Genomic DNA, 21014 nt, shown 5'->3' on the forward strand with positions numbered 1-21014 from the left:
CAGGGTATGCAGTCAGGGTAGCGCCGGGCCACGCCCGGCGGAAATCAGCGCCGCTGCGCCAGCAGCAGATGAAAGTGTTTATCGCGCGCCTGGCCATCGTTGCCGGTCGCGGTTTCCCGATGGCTGCGCCAGGCCGAAACCCGGAAGCCGGACACGCGCAGCGCCTGCTCCACCGCCTCCAGTTCATGCAGATGGAAATCGGCGGCGAAGGGCAGGCTGCGCACGAAGGCGGCATCTCCGAAGGCCAGGCACAGCCGGCCACCCGTGCGCAGTACCCTCGCCAGCTCATCCAGTACCGGTGCCAGGGACGGCCAGAAGTACAGGGTGTTGACCGCCAGTGCCGCATCCATTGCCTCATCAGCAACCGGCAGGGCATGGGCGTCGCCAAGGCGCATCGTGGCCCGGTCGGCCAGGCCGGCGCTGGCCAGCCGCTGGTTGCCGGCCTCGACCATGGCGGCGGACAGTTCGATGCCCAGGTAGTGGCTGTCATCAGCGTGCAGCAGCAGGGGAGCGAAGGCGGCATTGCCTGGGCCGATTTCGAGGATTCGTTCGCCTGCAGCGACGGCCAGCAGGCTGATGGCCGCCCGGTTGAGCGCGCCGTTGCTGCGGTTCATCGAGTCGGCCACCGCCAGCGCGGCCTCGCCGTGGGGCTGCCGCAGCTGCGCGGCCAGGGTGGAAGTGTCCAGCATCATCATCGTCCGTAGCGGAGGTGCGGACGTGGCGGCGGCGGGCCCGCCGGTGACCATAGCGCCGGTCGGGTGGCTTGGGAAGTAGGGAAACCCCGTTGCCAGGTGATCAGGAAATGTCCAACGTCGCAGTCGGTGAGATCTGGTTGTCCACAGGGGGTGTGGATTACGCGTGGGCAACTTTGTGGATAAGCGCCGACAGGCGCCACCCCCCTAGGCTGTCAAGATGGGTGGCGAAAAATTCACCGTTGGTGAGGATGAGTGAGGGAGCGGTGAAGGACCGCCAGGGCGGGCGCTGTCACCAGTGGTGGCGCTCGCGGTAACCTGTGGACCTTGATGCTCCGTGAGACTCCATGAAACGCCACTTCTCGATGCTGCGCGAATTCCAGCTGGCCGACTGGTTCACCCTGGCCAATGCTTTCTGCGGCACCGGCGCGGTGTTCGCCGCGATGCGCTTCCTGCAGGACGGGGAGCGTGGCTACCTGCTGTTTGGCATGGCGTTGATCCCGTTGGCCTTCATTTTCGACGCCCTCGACGGGCGCATCGCGCGCTGGCGCAAGTCCAGTTCCACCCTGGGCCGTGAGCTGGACTCGCTGTCGGACGTGATCTCCTTCGGCGTGGCGCCGGCGGCGCTGGCCTATGCCTGCGGCATGCAGGGCGGCTGGGACTGGCTGGTGCTGAGCTACTTCGTGTGCTGTGGCGTCAGCCGCCTGGCACGCTACAACGTCACCGCCGAGGCCCTGGCCGGCGACGAAGGCAAGGTGAAGTACTTCGAGGGCACGCCGATCCCGACCAGCCTGGTGCTGGTGATCGTGCTGGCGATCGCTGCCGGCACCGATGCCATCGGCCAGAACATCTGGTTCGGCCAGTGGCAGATCGGTCCGTGGCAGCTGCATCCGATGGTGCTGCTGTTCGCTTTGTCCGGGTCGCTGATGATCAGCAAGACCCTGCGCATCCCCAAGCCATGAGCCCGCCCAGCGGAGGCCTGCAATGACCAGCTCGGCCCATGACGCCGGCAGCAGCGATTTCGAGAATCTTGCCCGCCAGTACTTCGGTGCCTGGGGTGACGCCCTGCGGCAGGCGGCCGCACCGGGTGCGTCGGCCGGTGCCGGTGCCGGCCCCATCAGTTGGCAGCGCCTGTTCGACGGGTGGGGCCAGCTGCTGCCCGAACAGGGGCAGGGCGCGCCGGAAGATGCCGTGCGCCGCTTCCGCGAACAGGCGGGCAGCTGGTACGGCACGATGCAGGACGTGGCGTCGCGCTTCGCCGGCCGCGATGCCAGCAGCGCCGACGTGGCCCAGGCCTGGCGCGAGGCAGTGCAGGGGCAGGGTGAGGGCATGCTGCAGTGGATGCTGCAGGGCGCGCGTGGCAGCACCCACGCCGGGGCCGATGTGCCCGGATTCGCCGCATGGCTGCAACAATGGCAACTGCAGGCGGGGCCGTGGTTGCAGAGCCCGGCATTCGGCCCGGGTCGCGAGCACCAGGCGCGCTGGCAGGCCCTGCTGCGTGCGCAGGAGGAGTACCAGCAGCACTCACGCGCCTACGTCGAGCAGATCCAGCAGGCGCTGGACGACGCCTTCGCCTTGTTCGAGCAGCGTCTGGCCCAGCATGAGCAGCCGGGAAGCCAGTTGACCAGCGCCCGGGCGATGTTCGACCTGTGGATCGAAGTGGCCGAAGAAGCCTATGCCAAGGTGGCCATGTCCGAGCCGTTCCAGCAGGTGTATGCCGCGCTGGGCAACGCGCAGATGCGCCTGCGTGGCGGGTTGCAGCGCGAGGTCGAACAGATGAGTGAACGCATCGGCCTGCCGACCCGCACCGAGATGGATGCCGCACATCGCCGCATTGCCGAGCTGGAGCGCAACCTGCGCCGCCTGCAGGCGCAGGTGTCGGCGCTGGCCGGCACGGCTGCGGTGGATCCGGTGGCGCAGCCGGCACCGGCGAAGGTGAAGCCGGCCGCGCGCAAGCCCGCGAAGAAGGCCGCGCCGGCGAAGAAGACGGCCGCGAAGAAAGCTGCCGCCCGCGCCACCTCACGGGTGCGTGAGCGATGAAAGGACCGCTGGGTTTCAACGCCGATGACCTGATGCAGGAGACCCTGGCCATGCAGCGCAAGCTGATGGAAGGGCTGAAGCTGCTGCCCCAGGTGGAGGACGTGGACTATGGCGTGACCGCCCGCGAGGAAGTCTGGCGTGACGGCAAGGTGGTGCTGTACCGCTTCGTCGGTGAGCAGGCGCCGACCCGACGCACGCCGCTGCTGATCGTCTACGCACTGGTCAACCGGCCGTACATGGTCGACCTGCAGGCCGACCGTTCGCTGGTGCAGAAGCTGCTGGCGCTGGGCCAGGACGTGTACGTGCTGGACTGGGGCTACCCGGACCGCTCCGAGCGCTTCCAGACGCTGGAGGACTACCTGTTGCGCTACATCGATGGCGCAGTGGATGCGTTGCGCGCGCGCAGTGGCGGCCCGGTCGATCTGCTCGGCATCTGCCAGGGCGGCGTGTTCGCGCTGTGCTACGCCGCGCTGCGCAGGCAGAAGCTGGGCAAGCTGATCACCATGGTCACCCCGGTCGATTTCCAGACCGCCGACAACATGCTCTCGCACTGGGCGCGGCAGGTGGACGTGGACCTTCTGGTGGACACGCTGGGCAACATTCCGGCCGACCTGATGAATGCCAGTTACCTGATGCTCAAGCCATTCCGCCTGAACGTCCAGAAGTACGTGGGCCTGCTTGACATCCTCGATGACAAGGCCGCGCTGGAAGACTTCCTGCGCATGGAGAAATGGATCTTCGATTCGCCGGATCTTGCGGGCGAGGCGTTCCGTGACTTCATCAAGCAGTTCTACCAGGGCAACGGGCTGGTGAACGGCACGGTGCGGATCGGCGAGGAGGCGGTGGATCTGTCGCAGGTGACGCTGCCGGTGCTGAACATCTACGCCGAGCAGGATCATCTGGTGCCACCGGATGCGTCGCGCGCGATGCGCGGGCGATTGGGTACGGACGACTACACCGAGTCCAGTTTCCGTGGCGGGCATATCGGTATCTATGTATCCGGGCGCGCGCAGCGCGAAGTGCCGGCGACGATTGACGGCTGGCTGAAGGCGCGGGACGTGTAGAGTCGAGCTTGCTCGACTGCCTGGAGACCCCGATGTTCCGACGCATTTGCCTGATCCTCGCTGCACTGCTGGTGGCACCTTTCGCCCACGCCGCCCCCGGCCCGCAGGCACAGCGCGAGATCGCCCAGTTGATCTCCAGCCTCGACGGCTCGCAGTGCCGGTTCCAGCGCAATGGCAGCTGGTACGACGGCAGCGATGCGCGCGCGCACCTGCAGCGCAAGTACGACTACCTTCTGAAGAAGAACCAGGTGGACAGCGCCGAGCAGTTCATCGAGCGTGCCGCCAGCCAGAGCAGCATGAGCGGCAAGCCTTACCGCATCCAGTGCCCGGGGCAGCCTGAACAGACCGCTGCCGCCTGGTTCGGCGCGCGCCTGCAGGCGCTGCGCCAACGCACGCCGTAGACACTGGGCCGATGTAGAGTCGAGCCTGCTCGACTGCTCTTTCCGATTCCCAGGAGATGCCGCCATGAACACCACGCCCAAGACGCTGTCGCGCTCGCTGAACGACCGCATGATCGCGGGCGTGATGGGCGGCATCGCCCATCGCTTCGGCTGGAATGCCACGTTGCTGCGGGTGATCTACGTGCTGGTGTCCATTGCGTCGGCCGCGTTTCCCGGCATCCTGGTCTACCTGATCCTGTGGCTGCTGATTCCCAACGAGGCCGATTGAATACCTCGCCCCGGCCCCGTTCGCTCTGGCTGCGCGCGCTGCAGCTGCTGGGCGCCGGGTGGACGCTGCCCAATTCGCTGATCGGCTTGGTGGGTGGTCTGGCGGGCATGCTGGGCGGTGCGACGCCCCGCTGGAGCGGGCGGGACTGTGCTGTCGTTTTTGACCGCTGGCCGTGGGGTCCGGGTGGGGCGATCACCTTGGGCAACGTGATCCTGCATACCGGCCATGACCTCGGCATTTCCTGCCGCACCTATGCGCATCAGGCGGGTTGGGGCGTGGAGCCGCTGATCCGGCTGGACGACCACGAACGCGCGCACGTCTACCAGTACCTGGTGCTGGGACCGCTGTACCTGCCGGTCTACCTGCTGTGCGGTGGCGTGAGTGCGCGCAATCCGTTCGAGCGGGCGGCCGATCACTACGCCCGGTTCGGGCACGGTTGGTGGCCGTCGTAGTCGGGCTTGCTCGACTGGGGCCGCAAAAGCAGTCGAGCAAGCTCGACGCTACGTGGCTGAGGTCGATTCGTTAGCCGAAAGTTAAAGATCCATAAGCATTCTGCTGCGATCCCGCAGTCATCTGCATGCAACCGATCGTCATTAGCCTTCGTGACGTTCCAGTCAGGTTCGACGCGGTAAGCTCTCCCTCGATGAGCTCGCAGCATCGCTCATCGAGTGCAGTACGCAGTAGCAATTTGGAGGAAGACATCACATGGCAATTGTTCTTTATGTCGGTGGTAGCAAGGATGGCGAGAAGGGCGTGGTGCCCTATGGCTTCAGCAAATCCCGCGCCGACACCGCGCTGGGGCCGGAGTTCTACACGGAGCGGTTCATGGAACTGCAAGGTGTTGGCAAGGTTCGGCTGATGGCTCTGGAAGGCATGCGTGACGAGATCGTCATGCAGCGCGCCGCCCGCCACTACCGCTGACCTTCGTATTACGCGGCAGGGCGCGCTCCACCATCGCGCGCCCGCGCCGGCATCCCAGCCCCGGGCCAGTCCGAGCCCCACTTCGCCAGGATGCCGGCGTCCCCACCGGTCCCCGCCGCTGAACCTCGCCCGCTGTCAATGCCTTGTCCGGCTCTGCCATGGATTGCAAGAATGGGGTCTTCTCCGTTGATGCGGCCCAGGCCGGAAGCAATGCACGACGCCAAGAACGCCAAGAGCGCGCTCGCCCAGCAGATCGCTCAGACCATCGCCGCCGAGATCGGTGCCCAGTCCACTCAGGTACGCGCCGCTGTCGGCCTGCTCGACGAAGGCGCCAGCGTTCCGTTCATCGCGCGCTACCGCAAGGAAGTGACCGGCGGCCTCGACGACACCCAGCTGCGCAACCTGGAAGTACGCTTGACCTACCTGCGCGAGCTGGAAGACCGTCGCGCCGCGGTGCTGGCCAGCATCGGTGAGCAGGGCAAACTCAGCGACGGATTGCGCAACGACATCCTGGCCGCCGATACCAAGAGCCGGCTGGAAGATCTGTACCTGCCGTACAAGCCCAAGCGCCGCACCCGCGCGCAGATCGCCCGCGAGGCGGGGCTGGAGCCGCTGGCTGACGGCCTGTTGGCCGACCCGACGCTGGACCCGCAGGTCTTCGCCGCTGGTTTCGTCGATACCGACAAGGGCGTGGCCGACACCAAGGCCGCGTTGGAAGGCGCGCGCGCGATCCTGATGGAGCGCTGGGGCGAAGATGCTGCGCTGGTCGGCGAACTGCGCACCTGGCTGGGCGAAACCGGCGTGATCCGCGCCCGTGTAGCCGAGGGCAAGGAAACCGAAGGCGCCAAGTACCGCGATTACTTCGAGCACGCCGAAGCGCTGGCGAAGATTCCCTCGCACCGGCTGCTGGCGTTGTTCCGTGCGCGCCGCGAGGAGATCCTGTTCCTGGAACTGGACCCGGGCAGCGATGCCGAGGCCGGCCACCAGTACGCCGAGGGGCGCGTGGCGCGCAGGGCCGGCATCGCCGACCAGGGCCGCGCGGCTGACCGCTGGTTGCTGGATGCATGCCGCCTGACATGGCGCGCCAAGCTGCACACCCACCTGCTGCTGGACCTGTTCAACCAGGCCCGCGAGAAGGCCGAAGCCGAAGCCATCGCCGTGTTCGGTGACAACCTGAAGGACCTGCTGCTGGCCGCACCGGCCGGCCCGAAGACCGTGCTGGGCCTGGATCCGGGCATCCGCACCGGCTGCAAGATCGCCGTGGTCGATGCCACCGGCAAGCTGGTCGCCACCGACACCATTTACCCGCACGAACCGCGTCGGCAGTGGGAGCAGTCGCTGCAGACGATCAAGCACCTGTGCGCCAAGCACAACGTGGCGCTGATCGCGATCGGCAACGGTACCGCCAGCCGCGAGACCGACAAGCTCGCCGGTGAGGCGATTACGGCCCTGGCCAATCCGAAGCTGCAGAAAGTGGTGGTCAGCGAAGCCGGTGCGTCGGTGTACTCGGCCTCGGAGTTCGCGGCCAAGGAGTTTCCGGACCTGGACGTGTCGATCCGTGGTGCAGTATCCATCGCCCGTCGGCTGCAGGATCCTCTGGCCGAGCTGGTCAAGATCGAGCCCAAGGCGATCGGTGTCGGCCAGTACCAGCACGACGTGGACCAGTACCGCCTGGCACGCGCGCTGGAGGCGCGCGTGGAAGACTGCGTGAACGCGGTCGGCGTGTACGTGAACACCGCGTCGGCCGCATTGCTGTCGCGTGTGTCGGGCCTGTCGACCACGGTGGCCGAGAACATCGTCCGCCATCGCGACGACAACGGCCCGTTCAAGCGCCGCAAGGACCTGTTGAAAGTGTCGCGACTGGGCGAGAAGACCTTCGAGCAGTGCGCCGGTTTCCTGCGCATCGCCGACGGCGATGAACCGCTGGATGCCTCGGCCGTGCACCCGGAAGCCTACCCGGTGGTCGAGCGCATCGTCGCCAGCACCGCTCGCCCGATCAAGGCGCTGATCGGCGACGGCAGCTTCCTGCGCGGGTTGAAGGCCGAGCAGTTCACCGACGCCACCTTCGGCGTGCCGACCGTGCGTGACATCCTCAAGGAGCTTGAGAAGCCCGGCCGCGACCCGCGTCCGGAGTTCAAGGCCGCGCGCTTCGCCGAAGGCGTGGAGGACATCAAGGACCTGCGCGAGGGCATGGTGCTGGAAGGCGTGGTGAGCAACGTGGCGGCCTTCGGCGCCTTCGTCGACATCGGCGTGCACCAGGACGGCCTGATCCACATCTCGGCGCTTTCCGATACGTTCGTGAAGGATCCGCGCGACGTCGTGAAGGCCGGTGACATCGTCAAGGTGAAGGTGCTGGAGGTGGATGTGGCGCGCAAGCGCATCGCCCTGACCCGGCGCCTGGACGATACCCCCGGGCAGGCCACCAGCCGGCCGGGCCCGCGCGAGGAACGTGGCCAGGGCCCCGGCCCGCGTCGCGATGCGGGTGGCCCGAACCGGGGGCAGAACCGGGGGCCGGGCAATGGCGGCCGTGCCGGCCCGTCGGGACCGCCGGCCAACAGTGCCCTGGCCGAGGCCTTTGCCCGCGCCAAGCGCAGTTGAGGATCGTGTCCCCTGTCACGCTTGGATCGTGGCGGGGGACTTGTCGGTTTTCCCCGTGATTGCGCACACTTGGGCATGAGGGGCGGCGTCTGGCCACCCCGCTGTCGCTGGGGAGGGCCATGACGCCAGCACGACCTGCTGTTTCTGCCGAGGGTTGCAGCGCTCCGCTGCGGCCGGTGCCTGCCTGTGTCGGCTGGGGCCTGGGTTGATGGCGGGCCAGGGCGCCAACGGCAATGGACGGGTGGAACGCCGCCTGCAGGAGCTGGCCGAAGAGCGCCGCCGCCTGGCGATGATCATTGACGGCACGGCGGCCGGAACCTGGGAATGGAACGTGCAGACCGGCGAGATGCGGGTCAACGCGCGCTGGGCCGAGATCGTCGGCTATCGCCTGGACGAACTGGAGCCGGTCTGCCAGAAGACCTTCCTGAAGCTGGTCCATCCCGATGACATCGCGTTGTCCGATGCTGCCCTGGACGATCATTTCGAAGGTCACAGCGACAATTACGCCTGCCTGCTGCGCATGCGGCACCGCAACGGCCAATGGATCTGGATCCAGGACCGCGGGCGGGTGTTCGAGTGGGACGAGCAGGGGCGACCGCTGTGGATGGCCGGCGCCCATGCCGATGTGACCGAGCTGCAACAGGCGCGGCACGATGCCGCCGAGACCCGGCAGCGACTGCAGGCGGTGGTCGACGCCTCCGATGAGGTCGCGGTGATCGCCACCGACACCGATGGCACCATTACCCTGTTCAATACCGGCGCCCAGCGCCTTCTGGGCTACAGCGCACAGGAGGTCGTCGGCCAGCGCCGGCTTGATGCGTTCCACGACCCGGGTGAGCTGGGGGCCTGGCTGCAGCCGCTGGCCGATGCCGGTGGCCATCTTCCTGGCGTGTTCGAGGCGCTCAGTGCGCGCGCTGACGGGCAGACCTATTCGCGGCAGTGGACGCTGCTGCGCAAAGATGGCCAGCCGCGCCAGGTGCGCCTGTCGATCAGTCGCATGGACGGTGCCGATGGTGTCCGCATCGGCTATGTCGGCATGGCCATCGACATCACCGAAATCCTGCAGGCACGTGCCGAGGCACGCTTGTCGGCGGAGAAGTTCGCCGGTGCGTTCACCTCCGCGGCGCTGGGCATGGCGTTGGTTTCGCTGGAGGGGCGCTGGCTGGACGTCAACGATGCCCTGTGCCGGATCCTGGGCTACCCGCGCGCAGAGCTGCTGCAGGTGGATTTCCAGCGCCTGACCCATGCCGATGACCTGCAGACCGATCTCGGCCTGGTGCAGGACCTGCTGGCAGGGCGGCGCAGCCACTACCACCTGGAAAAGCGCTATCTCGACCGCGACGGGCGCACCATCTGGGCGCGGTTGTCGGTCTCGCTGGTGCGCAACGAGCACGGCGAGCCGCTGCATTTCGTGTCGCAGATCCAGGACATCACCGCCCAGCGCAGCAGCGAGCAGCGCCTGTTCGAGAGCGAACAGCGCAGCCGGATCACCCTGGATGCGGTGGCCGATCTGGTGCTGAGCGTAAGCCTCGATGGTCGCATCGATTACGCCAATGCCGCCGCCGTGCGCACCCTGGCCGGTGATGGCGCGCTGTCGTTGGCCGGGCACAGGGTGCAGGACGTGCTGGCGTTGACCACCGAGTACGCGCCCGGCTCGGTGCTGGATGTGTCGGTGCTGCTGGACCCGGAAAGCAACGCGGTGGACCTGCATGCCGATCTGCTGCTGCGGCTGGGCACTGCCACGGTGCCGGTTGACCTGACCCGCGCCTGGCTACGCGATGACGAAGGGCATGTGCGCGGCGCGGTGTGGGTGCTGCGCGACGACACCCAGCAGCGCGCGCGCCAGCGCGAAGCACGCCATCTGGCCGAGATCGATCCGTTGACCGAACTGAGCAACCGCCGCGGCTTCGAAGTACACCTGCAGCAGGCGATCACCCGTGTCGAGCGCACCGGTCAGGCGGCCTCGTTGATGTACATCGACCTGGACCGCTTCAAGCCGGTGAACGACACCTGGGGGCACCTGGCCGGCGATGCCGTGTTGTGGGCGGTAGCCAGCGTGCTGCGCCACGGCGTGCGCGATTCGGACGTAGTGGCGCGGCTGGGCGGCGACGAATTCGCGGTGATCCTGTCCGGTTGCACCCCACGCCGTGCGGCGCGGATCGGTGGAGAACTGCTGCAGACCCTGGCCTCGCTGTCCATTCCCTGGGACCAGCACCGGCTGCGGGTCGGCGCCAGTATCGGCATCGCGCCGCTGACTGGCGGGATGAGTGTTGACCAGGCGGTGGCTTCGGCCGATGCCCAGTGCTACCGGGCCAAGGCGATGGGCCGCAACAACGTGCAGGTGCAGGGTGAGTTGTCCGACCTGCCCGGTGATGACGGCGACGCCGGCTGAACCGGCCCGCACCACCGGCGTGGATGAAGGATGTTTCATTTGCCCGCATCGGCTGATTTGGCGAGCATGGGCCAGTCTGGACTTCAGTGGTGCCCATGTCGCGCGTATTGACCATCGAGGATGACGCCGTCACCGCCCAGGAGATCGTGGCGGAACTGGGCAGCCATGGCCTGCAGGTGGACTGGGTGGCTGATGGCCGTGAAGGTCTGGTGCGCGCCGCCAGCGGCGACTATGACGCGATCACGCTGGACCGCATGCTGCCCGGCCTGGACGGCCTGGCCATTGTCACCACGCTGCGCCGGATCGGCATCGATACGCCAGTGCTGATGCTCAGCGCACTGTCGGACGTGGATGAGCGCGTGCGCGGCCTGCGTGCCGGCGGCGATGACTATCTGACCAAGCCGTTCGCCTCCGATGAGATGGCTGCGCGGGTGGAGGTGCTGCTGCGCCGCCGCCAACGCCCGGCCAGCAACGAAACGCTGCTGTGTGTGGGCGACCTGCAGCTGGACCTGCTGGCACGCACCGCCCATCGCGGCGGGCGCAGCCTGAGCCTGCTTCCGACCGAGTTCAAATTGCTGGAATACCTGATGCGCAATGCGGGCCAGGTGCTGACGCGGATGATGTTGTTCGAGGAGGTGTGGGGCTACCACTTCGACCCCGGTACCAACCTGATCGACGTCCACATCGGCCGTCTGCGGCGCAAGCTTGATCAGGCCGATGCGCCGTCGTTGATCCGGACCGTGCGCGGTAGTGGCTATGTCCTCAGCGAAACTGTCTGACGGTTGGCGTTCGTCCAGCAGCAGGCTGCTGGGCCTTTACAGCCTGCTGTTCGTGGCCTGGTCGTGCGTGCTGCTGGGCGTGTTGTACTGGAGGGTGTCGCTGTACCTGGATGAGCTGGCGCAGTCGGCGGTGTTGCAGCGTGCGCACCTGTTCGAGCACTTCACCGGCGATGGGTTGACCGCGGCACTGCGCGAGAACCGCCGCTATGACCTGCACGGCATCGATGCCTATGGGCTGTTCACGCCCGAGGGAAAGCCGCTTGCCGGCATGTTGAAGGCGCTGCCGGCGCAGCTGCCGCTTGATGGCAGCGCGCATCCGGTGTCCGGGTTGCCGATCAATGATGCCTACGCGCGTGGCAAGCGCGGCTTCGGCCTGGCGATGCCGACGCGTGATGGCCGCATCCTGGTGCTGGTGCGCTACAGCGGGCCGTTGAACGAGGTCAATCACCTCATCCTTGACGCGTTGCTGTGGGGCGTGTCGTTGACCCTGCTGCCCGGCCTGTTGGGTTGGCACCTGCTGCGGCGGCGCCCGCTGCGGCGCATCCAGGCCATCGAGCAGGCCACCGCCGGTATCGTCGCCGGCGATCTGGGCCAGCGCCTGCCCTTGTCCAACCGTCGCGATGAGCTGGACATGCTGGCATCCATCGTCAACGCCATGCTCGACCGCATTGAGCAGCTGATGACCGAGGTCAAAGGGGTATGCGACAACATCGCCCATGACCTGCGTACGCCGCTGACGCGGGTGCGTGCGCAGCTGTACCGCCTGCGCCAGCAGGTGCGCGATGGCGATCCGCAGGCGCTGCCGTTGGATCAGGTGCTGGAGGAAACCGACACCCTGATGGCCCGCTTCCGCGCGCTGCTGCGGATTTCCGAGCTGGAGGACCACCAGCGCCGTTCCGCGTTCGGCTCACTGGCGCCGGCGGCGTTGCTGCAGGAGATCCATGCCTTCTACGTGCCGCTGGCGGAGGAAAGGTGCCAATCGCTGCTGCTGGAACTGGAGGCGGATCTGCCCGGTGTGATCGGCGATCGTGGTTTGTTGTTCGAGGCGATCGGCAATCTGCTCGACAACGCGATCCGGTTCGCGCCGGAGGGCGGTCGGGTGCGATTGGCGGCACAGGTGGAAGAGGGCGCCACCTGCATCGTGGTGGAGGATTCCGGGCCCGGCATTCCCGAAGCCGAGCGCAGCCTGGTGTTCCAGCGGTTCCATCGCGCGGAGGCGAGCAGGGGAGGTGGCTTTGGGCTGGGTCTGTCGATCGTGGCGGCGATTGCCGGGTTGCATGGATTCCGCCTGCAGGTGGGTGGGTCGACGCTGGGCGGCGCCCGCTTCAGCCTGCTGTGCCGGCCGCAGGTGCTGTAGAGGGTGTTCTTTTGCAGGGCTTGCAGCCCTGCACCTGCAGAAGCTTCAAGCCAAGGCAACAGCCAAAGCAAAAGCTGATTTGCTGTGGGTAGGCGGGGTGGGTCCGGTTGCGGGGGGCGCCGTGAATACCCCTCCGGGGTCCGGCCCAGCCGCTGGCGGCTGGGCGTTCGGGCGCTTGCGAAGCAGTGCTTCGCAAGCAAAGCGCCCTCACCCCTGTAGGCTCGGTCGCGCCTTGCTCGTGTGCGCTGTCCTGCGCACACGGCAAGACCGGGGTTGGGCGTCCTGCCCAACCCGCCCGAGGCATGCCTCGGGCCCATGGCGCTCACGCACCCGCAACCGGACCCATCCCGCCTTCGACAGATTTCATCCACGCATGGCGTGGATCTACTGGCCGCCGGCCAACTGTCGAAGGCGGGGCACTGTGGGTTTGCGGGGTGTGAGCCGCATGGATGCGGCGACCAAGGCTACATGGACGTACTTGCGCCGTCCCCGCGAACCCACAGTGCCCCGCCATCCCACGGAATGCCTGCTGCTGTTGCTCTGGCCTCCGCAGGTGCAGGGCGCAGCCCTGCCGAACCCACCTCCTTCATGAAACATGTTTCATCTGCGGCACAGCCTTGTTTTAGCTGACAGCGCCGATACTTGCCGGCCTGCGCTGCCCGCGGTGGGCAGTGGCATCGCTGGAGAGCTGCATGCTCGGGTTGGTCAGGACCGCGCTCAACAAGCCCTACACCTTCGTGGTGATGGCCATTTTCATCTGCATCGTCGGTCCGCTGAGTGCACTGCGCACCCCCACCGATGTGTTTCCCGATATCGGCATCCCGGTCATCGCCGTGGTCTGGCAGTACACCGGCCTGTCGCCGGATGCGATGGCAGGCCGGGTGATCTCGCCCTATGAGCGCGCGCTCAGCACCACCGTCAATGACATCGCGCACATCGAATCGCAGTCGCTGGCCGGCATGGGCGTGGTCAAGGTGTTCTTCCAGCCCGGTGTGGACATCCGCACCGCCAATGCACAGATCACCGCGATCTCGCAGACCATGGTCAAGCAGATGCCGGCGGGCATGACGCCGCCGTTGATCCTCAACTACAGCGCGTCCACCGTGCCGGTGCTGCAGATGGCGTTTTCCAGCCCGACGCTGGGTGAATCGCAGATCCGTGATCTGGCGCAGAACACCGTGCGCCCGCCGCTCACCTCGATCCCGGGCCTGGCCATTCCCGCACCCTATGGCGGCAAGCAGCGCCAGATCACCCTCGACCTGGACCCGCAGGCGATGGCGGCCAAGGGCCTGTCGGCGCAGGACGTGGGCAATGCGCTGGCCGCCCAGAACCAGATCACCCCGGTCGGCACCGCCAAGCTGGGCAGCAACGAATTCACCGTACTGCTCAACAACAGCCCCAGCGAGATCGAAGCGCTGAATGATCTGCCGATCCGCACCGTCAATGGTGCGGTGGTCACCATCGGCCAGGTCGCCCATGTGCGCGATGGCTCACCGCCGCAGACCAATATCGTGCGCGTCAACGGCGGCCACTCGGTGTTGATGGCGGCGCTGAAGAATGGTGATGCCTCCACGTTGACCCTGGTCAGTCGCATCCGCAGCATGCTGCCGCAGATCGGCGAGTCGTTGCCCCCATCGCTGAAGATCTCGCTGCTGGGCGATGCGTCGACGTTCGTGCGCGAATCGATCAGCAGCGTCGCCCGCGAAGGCATCATTGCCGCACTGCTGACCAGCGTGATGATCCTGGTATTCCTCGGCAGCTGGCGTTCGACCGTCATCATCGCCGCCTCGATCCCGCTGGCCGTGCTGTCGGCCATCGCCTTGTTGTCGGCCGCAGGACAGACCCTCAACGTGATGACCCTGGGCGGCCTGGCGCTGGCGGTGGGCATCCTGGTCGACGATGCCACCGTCACCATCGAGAACGTCAACTGGCATCTGGAGCAGGGCAAGGGCGTGCGCGAGGCGATCCTCGACGGCGCCGCGCAGATCGTCGGCCCGGCATTCGTATCGCTGCTGTGCATCTGCATCGTGTTCGTGCCGATGTTCCTGCTTGATGGTATCGCCGGCTACCTGTTCCGGCCGATGGCACTGGCGGTGATCTTCGCCATGGCCAGCTCGTTCGTGCTCTCGCGCACGCTGGTGCCGACGATGGCGCTGTACCTGCTGCGTCCGCACCGTGTCGAGGGCGGCGTCGGCCACCATCCCGAGGATGCCTTCCTCAACCATCATGAGGGCGATCATCCGCAACCGCGTCGTGCCCGCGTGATGGCCATCCTGGCGCGCTGGCAACAGCGGTTCGAGGCGGCCTTCTCGGCCACCCGCGACCGCTACCACGCGCTGCTCGGCCTGGCGCTGGCCCATCGTGGTCGCTTCCTGCTCGGCTTCATGGCCTGCGTGCTGGTGTCCTTCGCGTTGCTGCCAACATTGGGTCAGGATTTCTTCCCGGCCACCGAAGCTGGTGCGCTGTCGCTGCATGTGCGTCTGCCGCTCGGCACGCGCATCGAGGAAACCGCTGCAGCCTTCGACCGCATCGAAGCACGTATCCGCCAGGAAGTGCCGCCGCACGACATCGACGCCATCGTCGACAACCTCGGCCTGCCGATGACCGGTATCAACATGGCCTACAGCGCCAGCGGCACCATCGGTCCGCAGGATGGCGACATCCAGGTCTCGCTGAAGCCCGGCCACGGTGACGCGGCCGGGTACGAAAAGCGCCTGCGCGAGGTGCTGCCGGCGGCGTTCCCGGGTACCAGCTTCGCGTTCCTGCCGGCCGATACAAGCAGCCAGATCCTCAACTTCGGTTCGCCCGCTCCACTGGATGTACGCATCGCGGGGCCGGATGCGGCCGGCAACCGTGCGTATGCGCAGGAACTGCAGCGCCGGCTGCGCCACGTCCCGGGGCTGGTGGACCTGCGTCTGCAGCAGCCCGATGGCTACCCGACCCTGAAGGTGGACGTCGATCGCCTGCGCGCCAATGGCCTGGGCATCACCGAACGCGACGTCACCAACAGCATGGTGGCCTCGCTGGCGGGCAGCGGCCAGGTGGCGCCGACCTTCTGGCTGAGCCCGAAGAACGGTATCTCCTACAGCGTCGTTGCAGCCACTCCGCAGTACCGCATGGACAGCCTGGCGGCGCTGCAGGCGCTGCCGGTGACCGGCAGCAGTGGCACGCCGCAGGTGCTGGGCGGCCTGGCCGAGATCCAGCGTGGTGCCAGTTCGGCGGTGGTCACCCACTACAACGTGCAGCCCACGCTGGACCTGTATGCCAGCGTGCAGGGCCGCGACCTGGGCGCGGTCGCAGCCGATGTGCAGAAGGTCATCGACGGCATGGCCGGTCAACGACCGCGCGGCACCGAGGTGGGCCTGCACGGGCAGATCGACGCGCTGCATGTGGCCTTCACCGGCCTCGGCTATGGCCTGCTGGCGGCGATCGTTCTGATCTACCTGCTGATCGTCATCAACTTCCAGTCCTGGACCGACCCGTTCGTGATCATCACCGCATTGCCGGCTGGCCTGGCCGGTGTGGTCTGGATGCTGTTCCTGACCCATACCACGCTGTCGGTGCCGGCGCTGACCGGCGCCATCCTGTGCATGGGCGTGGCCACCGCCAATTCGATCCTGGTGGTCAGCTTCTGCCGCGAGCGCCTGGCCGAGCACGGTGACGCCGCAAAGGCTGCACTGGAAGCCGGATTTACCCGGTTCCGCCCGGTCTGCATGACCGCGCTGGCGATGATCCTGGGCATGCTGCCGACCGCACTGTCCACCGAACAGAACGCGCCGCTGGGCCGCGCGGTGATCGGCGGCCTGCTGCTGGCGACCTGCGCCACGCTGCTGTTCGTGCCGGTGGTGTTCGCATTGGCCCACTCCCGCAAAACCCGTACTGCTCCTGCCGGAGAACCCCTGCATGTCTGAGTCTTCGCATCCGCAGCGCTCGCTGCGCCGTCCTTTGATCCTGACTGCCGCCGTGGCAGTCGTTCTGGTGGCTGCTGGCCTTGCATTGCGCGCGCAGCAGGCGCATGCGGTGGTCGAGTGGACCGAACGCCAGGCGGTTCCGTCCGTGCAGGTGGTCACCGCGGGTGAACAGGGTGCCGCAGGCACGATGACCCTGCCGGCCCACCTCAGTGCATGGGCTGAAGCGCCGATCCATGCCCGCGTCGGCGGGTATCTGAAATCCTGGAGTGCTGACATCGGCCAGCCGGTGAAGGCCGGTCAGGTACTGGCGGTGATCGACAGCCCCGAACTGGACCAGCAGATAGCACAGGCCCACGCCCATCTGTTGCAGGTGCAGGCGGACGCGGCGCTGGCCAAGGTCAGTGCCGCGCGTTGGCAGGGCATGCTTGGCAGTCATTCGGTATCGCGGCAGGAGGCCGACGAGAAGCAGGCCAATGCGGTGGCCGCACAGGCCAGTGTGGAAGCGGCGCAAGCGGACTACGCGCGGTTGCAGGAGTTGGGCCGCTACCGCACGCTGCGCGCGCCCTTCGACGGCACGGTCACTTCGCGACAGACCGACGTCGGTCAGTTGATCCGCGCCGATGACAGCGGCCGCGAGCTGTTCAACATCGCCGACACCCGCCGCCTGCGCCTGATGGTGCCGGTGCCGCAGAACAGCGCGGCGAGCATCCGTTCCGGCCTGCAGGCCACGCTGCAGGTGCCGGGCCAGGACGGTCGCGCTTTCACCGCGACGCTGCAGGGCGATTCCAGCGCGATCGACCGCAGTTCCGGCACGCTGTTGGCGCAGTTCGTGGTCGACAACGCCGATGGTGCGCTGCTACCCGGTAGTTATGCGGAAGTGACCCTGCCGCTGCAGGGGGGCGGTGCGGGCGTGAGCGTGCCGGCGGAGGTGCTGATCTTCCGCGCCAAGGGCACCCAGGTGGCGGTGGTCGACGGCCAGGGTAGGGTGCATCTGCGTGACATCCATGTTGCCAGTGACCTGGGCAGTACGCTGCGCATTGACCGTGGGCTGAAGGCCGGTGATCGGGTCATTCCCAATCCTCCCGACGCGTTGCGCGACGGTGACCATGTACGCGTGGTGGCCGGCGAACAGGAGCACGCGCATGCCCGCGGCTGAGCGCGCAGGTGCGTTGGCGCTGATGGCCCTGGTACTGGGAGGGTGTTCGCTGGCACCGACCTACCAGGTTCCCGCGCTGGCGATGCCTTCAGCGTATGAACGTGCTGAGTTCGGTGCAGGTGCCGCCGCGGACGCCACGCCGCTGCCGCAGGCCTGGTGGCGGGCGTTCCAGGACCCGGCGATGGACCAGTTGCAGCAGCAGTTGGCCAACGCCAACCCGACGCTGGCGGTGGCCGTGGCGCACTACGATGCGGCGCGCGCCGCGGCGGGTGAAGTAGCATCGGTGCGCGCACCGCAGATCGGCTTCAGCACCGGACCGGTGCGCCAGCGGCAGTCCGACGACAAGCCGCTGCGCAGCGCCACCCAGCCCGCCATCTATGACAGCAATACCGCCACGTTCTCGTTGTCGTTCGACCTCGACCTGTGGGGGCGTCTGCGCAACGCGGCAGCCGCCGGCCAGGCCCGTGCCGAAGCCAGTGGTGACGACCTGGCCGCCGCGCGGTTGAGCCTGTCCCAGCAGTTGGCCGGGCTCTATCTGCAGCTGAGGGGCGCGGAGGCACAGCAGGCCATCCTGCACGACAGCATCGAGGACTACCGGCAGGCACTGGCGCTGACCGAAGACCGTTTCCGCGGCGAGATCGCGTCGGAGCTGGATGTGTCGCGGGCGCGACATCAGCTGGCCAGCGCGCAGGCAGATCTGGATGCACTCGACGCCCGCCACGAACTGCTGCGGCACGCCATTGCCGAACTGGTCGGTGCGCCGGCCACCGGGTTCATTCTGGCCGCTGCGGGTCTGCCGGCGTTGCCATCGGTGCCAGCCGATCTGCCCAGCAGTCTGTTGCAACGACGGCCGGACATCGCTGCCGCCGAACGCCGGGTGTTCGCCGCCAATGCGGGCATCGGTGTGGCACGCGCAGCGTGGTTCCCGCAGCTCAGTCTGACCGGGCTGCTGGGTGGCCAGACCTCGGGCGGCAGCGCCCTGCTGGATGCTGGCAACCGTTATTGGGCGCTGGGCCCGTTGGCCGCACTGCCGGTATTCGATGGCGGTCGTCGCAAGGCGGCCAAGGCCGAGGCCGATGCCGAGTTCGACGCTGCCTCGGCGCAGTACCGTGCCACCGTGCTGACCGCGATCCGCCAGGTGGAAGATCAGCTGACCCTGCTGCGCCAGCTCGATGCCCAGCGCGGCCACGAGCAGGACGCGGTGACGGCAGCGCAGCGTGCCGAGCAGATCGCACGCGACCGCTATACCGGCGGTGCGGTGAGCTACCTGGACGTGGTCAGCGCGCAGACCGATGCCCGCCAGGCCCAGCTCGGCCTGCAGGACATCCAGAGCCGGCAGCTGCAGGCCAGCGCGGCGCTGATGGCAGCGCTCGGCGGTGGCTGGTCGCGGTAGCGGCCGGAGGCGGTCTCAGCCTGTGAGAGGGACGGGCGGAACAATTGCCGCATCCTCCCGGACAAGAGACCACAGGATGATCGCCTGGAATCGAAACGCCGTCGCCGCCTACGCGCCGGCCATGATCGGCTGGACCCTGGCGCTGGCGGGTGGCCTACGCCTGGAGCAGTTGCGCGACGACCTGCATGCGCGGGCGTTGCTGCCAGCGTTGCAGGCCGGTGTGGTGGTGCTGCTGGTCATGACCCTGGCCTGCACGCTGGCGGCAAGCGTGGTGCTGTGGCGTGGCAGCCGCCGATAGCCTCGTGGTGTCGTCGCCTGTACTACAGCGGCGCGGCATCCATCAGCAGGAACCGGCATGGCTCGCGCTGGAATGCGTTGATCTGCGGCACCAGTCGCTGGAAATGTTCGCTGCTGCAGTGGGTGTCGAGGGCCGAACGGTCGGGCCACTGTTCGATGAAGATGAAGTGCCCGGGATCCTTCTGGTCGACGAACAGTTCATAGCCGATGCACAGTGGCTCGCGTTGGGTGCATGCGACCAGCTCCCGATACAGAGGAAGAACGGTTTCCACGGCCTCGGGATGGATGAAGTCCTCGGCGATCACCTTGAGCATGTCATTGCCTGCGTTTGCGGTCCTGCAGCATAGCGCCGGCATTCGGCCGGCACCGGTGCTGTCAACGCAATACTTCGTCCGAACCGACCAGCTGTACGTCATGCATCTGGTTGAGGTAGGCCTCGTAGTAGCCCTTGTGCGAAGAACCGACGATGGCCAGCATGCGCGAACCGGGGTGCTGGCCCAGTACGTCGCGCATGTTGGCGACCATGCGCAGGTTGCGGGTTTCCCAGTAGCCGACATACATCCGGCCGAACGCCTTGGCGGAGGGTTCGACCAGCGTCGCACCGAAGTCGCTGTCGTACGCGATCGCCGCCGCCGCTGGACTGTTGTACTCACGATACAGCGCCATGACCCCGCCCGGCTTGTCCAGCCCCGCCACCAACCGTTCATCGAGCTGCTTCCGGGCCGCCGTATGGGCGTTGTTCCAGGCACCGGTGATGGCCGTGTTGGCTGCTGCTTCATCTTCGGCAGGCGCGGGGGAATCGGCCGTATGGTCGTCGACGGCCCAGAGCCGCTCATGGCCGAGCCGTGCGGCGACTTCGGCCGCGATCAGGTTGGTTTCGTTGCGACGGGTCAGGCCCTTGTCGAGGATCTCGACCAGGGCCGGGCTCAGGCCGTCTCCATCGCGGCGCTCGGCCGCGGGCAGGCGCAGCCATTGCACCTGGGCCGAGCCGCGTTCGCCCGCGGCCAGCAACAGCGCGGCCAGGTGACGGCGCTGGGCCGGCGAGGGCTGCTTCGGCCAGGCGGCCAGGCGACGCTCAACCTCGGCGTTCGCGGCGGGCACGTCCAGTCCAGTCGCGGCCTGCGCGGTGGCGGTTTCAAAGCAGTACGTGGATACGCTTTCTGCATAGCGGGCTGGATTGCGTCGCATGAAATCGCACTGCAGGCCGGACAGGTCTTCGGTGGCCACCAGCTCGGGCTTCCAGGCGACCAGCCGCTGCAGCAACGGCTCAAGCAGGGCCGGCTGGAAGGTTTTGGGCAGGCCGGCCAGGTGGGTGGTGCCCAGTACCAGCACTTCGTTAGGGCGACCGACCGGCGGTCCCTTCAACTGGTCGGGGTGGAAGCTGGGCCGATAGGCAGGATCGGCGGCGAGGGCGCTGGTGCTGCACAGGCCCAGGATAAGGAAGCTGGCCAAGCGTGGAAACATGCGATCTCCGTGTCAGTGAACATCCTGCAGATCGCTGCATGCTCGCCATTTTCATCTGCCGGGGAATCTCCCGTTGGTCATGCAAACCTTTTCGGCCTGAGCTGCATCGGCATCCCGGGCGAGGCGCCGTGCAATGAAGGTAGCGATGCGGGCGTTCCGCAAGCGTCGCAACAGGCATTGGCCGTGGTCTGGTGAACGTAGTGGCCGGCCATTGCCGAGGGGACGGACCTCACGTTCGCGATCCGCCGGCGCGGGGATCACGCGTTCCCGGGATTGGCCGG

At 67.2% G+C, this 21014-nt stretch carries 18 protein-coding genes; 15 read left to right on the top strand and 3 right to left on the bottom strand.

The window, feature by feature from the left end; genetic code table 11:
• Positions 1–44: 44 nt before the first annotated feature.
• On the bottom strand, positions 45–695 hold the full coding sequence (locus ABH900_RS15175) for a class I SAM-dependent methyltransferase (RefSeq protein ID WP_429623923.1): 651 nt from the start codon (positions 693–695) through the stop codon (positions 45–47).
• A gap of 344 nt (positions 696–1039) precedes the next feature.
• Here ABH900_RS15175 and ABH900_RS15180 point away from each other — a divergent pair, with 344 nt between their 5' ends.
• From ABH900_RS15180 to ABH900_RS15250, 15 genes are all read left to right on the top strand, one after another.
• Entirely contained in the window at positions 1040–1654 is a 615-nt protein-coding gene (locus ABH900_RS15180; protein WP_100442258.1) for a CDP-alcohol phosphatidyltransferase family protein, read from the top strand.
• A 22-nt stretch (positions 1655–1676) separates the two neighbouring features.
• Complete coding sequence (phaE, locus tag ABH900_RS15185; RefSeq protein WP_429623925.1) at positions 1677–2732, top strand: class III poly(R)-hydroxyalkanoic acid synthase subunit PhaE; 1056 nt, start codon at positions 1677–1679, stop codon at positions 2730–2732.
• A complete protein-coding gene (gene phaC / locus ABH900_RS15190; RefSeq protein WP_429623927.1) occupies positions 2729–3796 on the top strand; it encodes a class III poly(R)-hydroxyalkanoic acid synthase subunit PhaC in 1068 nt (355 codons plus the stop codon). Before phaE ends, phaC begins: the two co-directional genes overlap by 4 nt.
• A 32-nt stretch (positions 3797–3828) precedes the next feature.
• Positions 3829–4197 (top strand): YfeK family protein, encoded by a 369-nt coding sequence (locus ABH900_RS15195; RefSeq protein WP_429623929.1) that lies wholly within the window; start codon positions 3829–3831, stop codon positions 4195–4197.
• 64 nt (positions 4198–4261) lie between these two features.
• Complete coding sequence (locus ABH900_RS15200) at positions 4262–4465, top strand: PspC domain-containing protein (RefSeq protein ID WP_429623931.1); 204 nt, start codon at positions 4262–4264, stop codon at positions 4463–4465.
• Complete coding sequence (locus ABH900_RS15205) at positions 4462–4917, top strand: hypothetical protein (protein ID WP_429623933.1); 456 nt, start codon at positions 4462–4464, stop codon at positions 4915–4917. Before ABH900_RS15200 ends, ABH900_RS15205 begins: the two co-directional genes overlap by 4 nt.
• Before the next feature lie 253 nt (positions 4918–5170).
• Positions 5171–5386, top strand: coding sequence for a hypothetical protein (locus ABH900_RS15210; RefSeq protein ID WP_005410085.1), 216 nt, complete (start codon positions 5171–5173; stop codon positions 5384–5386).
• Between the two features lie 210 nt (positions 5387–5596).
• Positions 5597–7984, top strand: a complete 2388-nt coding sequence (locus ABH900_RS15215) for a Tex family protein (RefSeq protein WP_429623935.1) — start codon at positions 5597–5599, stop codon at positions 7982–7984.
• Positions 7985–8192: 208 nt separating this feature from the next.
• Positions 8193–10376 (top strand): PAS domain S-box protein, encoded by a 2184-nt coding sequence (locus tag ABH900_RS15220; RefSeq protein WP_429623936.1) that lies wholly within the window; start codon positions 8193–8195, stop codon positions 10374–10376.
• 95 nt (positions 10377–10471) lie between these two features.
• Complete coding sequence (locus ABH900_RS15225) at positions 10472–11155, top strand: response regulator transcription factor (RefSeq protein ID WP_429623937.1); 684 nt, start codon at positions 10472–10474, stop codon at positions 11153–11155.
• Complete coding sequence (locus ABH900_RS15230; protein ID WP_429623938.1) at positions 11133–12512, top strand: sensor histidine kinase; 1380 nt, start codon at positions 11133–11135, stop codon at positions 12510–12512. Before ABH900_RS15225 ends, ABH900_RS15230 begins: the two co-directional genes overlap by 23 nt.
• Positions 12513–13204: 692 nt before the next feature.
• Positions 13205–16423, top strand: coding sequence for an efflux RND transporter permease subunit (locus ABH900_RS15235; protein ID WP_429623940.1), 3219 nt, complete (start codon positions 13205–13207; stop codon positions 16421–16423).
• Positions 16416–17579, top strand: a complete 1164-nt coding sequence (locus ABH900_RS15240; protein WP_429623941.1) for an efflux RND transporter periplasmic adaptor subunit — start codon at positions 16416–16418, stop codon at positions 17577–17579. The genes ABH900_RS15235 and ABH900_RS15240 overlap by 8 nt, the downstream gene beginning before the upstream one ends.
• Complete coding sequence (locus ABH900_RS15245) at positions 17566–18972, top strand: efflux transporter outer membrane subunit (protein WP_429623943.1); 1407 nt, start codon at positions 17566–17568, stop codon at positions 18970–18972. Before ABH900_RS15240 ends, ABH900_RS15245 begins: the two co-directional genes overlap by 14 nt.
• A 76-nt stretch (positions 18973–19048) precedes the next feature.
• Positions 19049–19270 carry a hypothetical protein gene (locus ABH900_RS15250; RefSeq protein WP_429623944.1) on the top strand — a complete coding sequence of 74 codons (222 nt, stop codon included), beginning with the start codon at positions 19049–19051 and terminating at the stop codon, positions 19268–19270.
• A 22-nt stretch (positions 19271–19292) separates the two neighbouring features.
• Here ABH900_RS15250 and ABH900_RS15255 read toward each other — a convergent pair whose 3' ends face one another.
• Positions 19293–19583 carry a putative quinol monooxygenase gene (locus tag ABH900_RS15255; RefSeq protein ID WP_429623945.1) on the bottom strand — a complete coding sequence of 97 codons (291 nt, stop codon included), beginning with the start codon at positions 19581–19583 and terminating at the stop codon, positions 19293–19295.
• A gap of 61 nt (positions 19584–19644) precedes the next feature.
• Entirely contained in the window at positions 19645–20733 is a 1089-nt protein-coding gene (locus tag ABH900_RS15260) for a DUF5694 domain-containing protein (protein WP_429623946.1), read from the bottom strand.
• Positions 20734–21014 lie beyond the last annotated feature (281 nt).

It is taken from the genome of Stenotrophomonas sp. AN71, from assembly GCF_050435725.1.
GTDB lineage: Bacteria > Pseudomonadota > Gammaproteobacteria > Xanthomonadales > Xanthomonadaceae > Stenotrophomonas.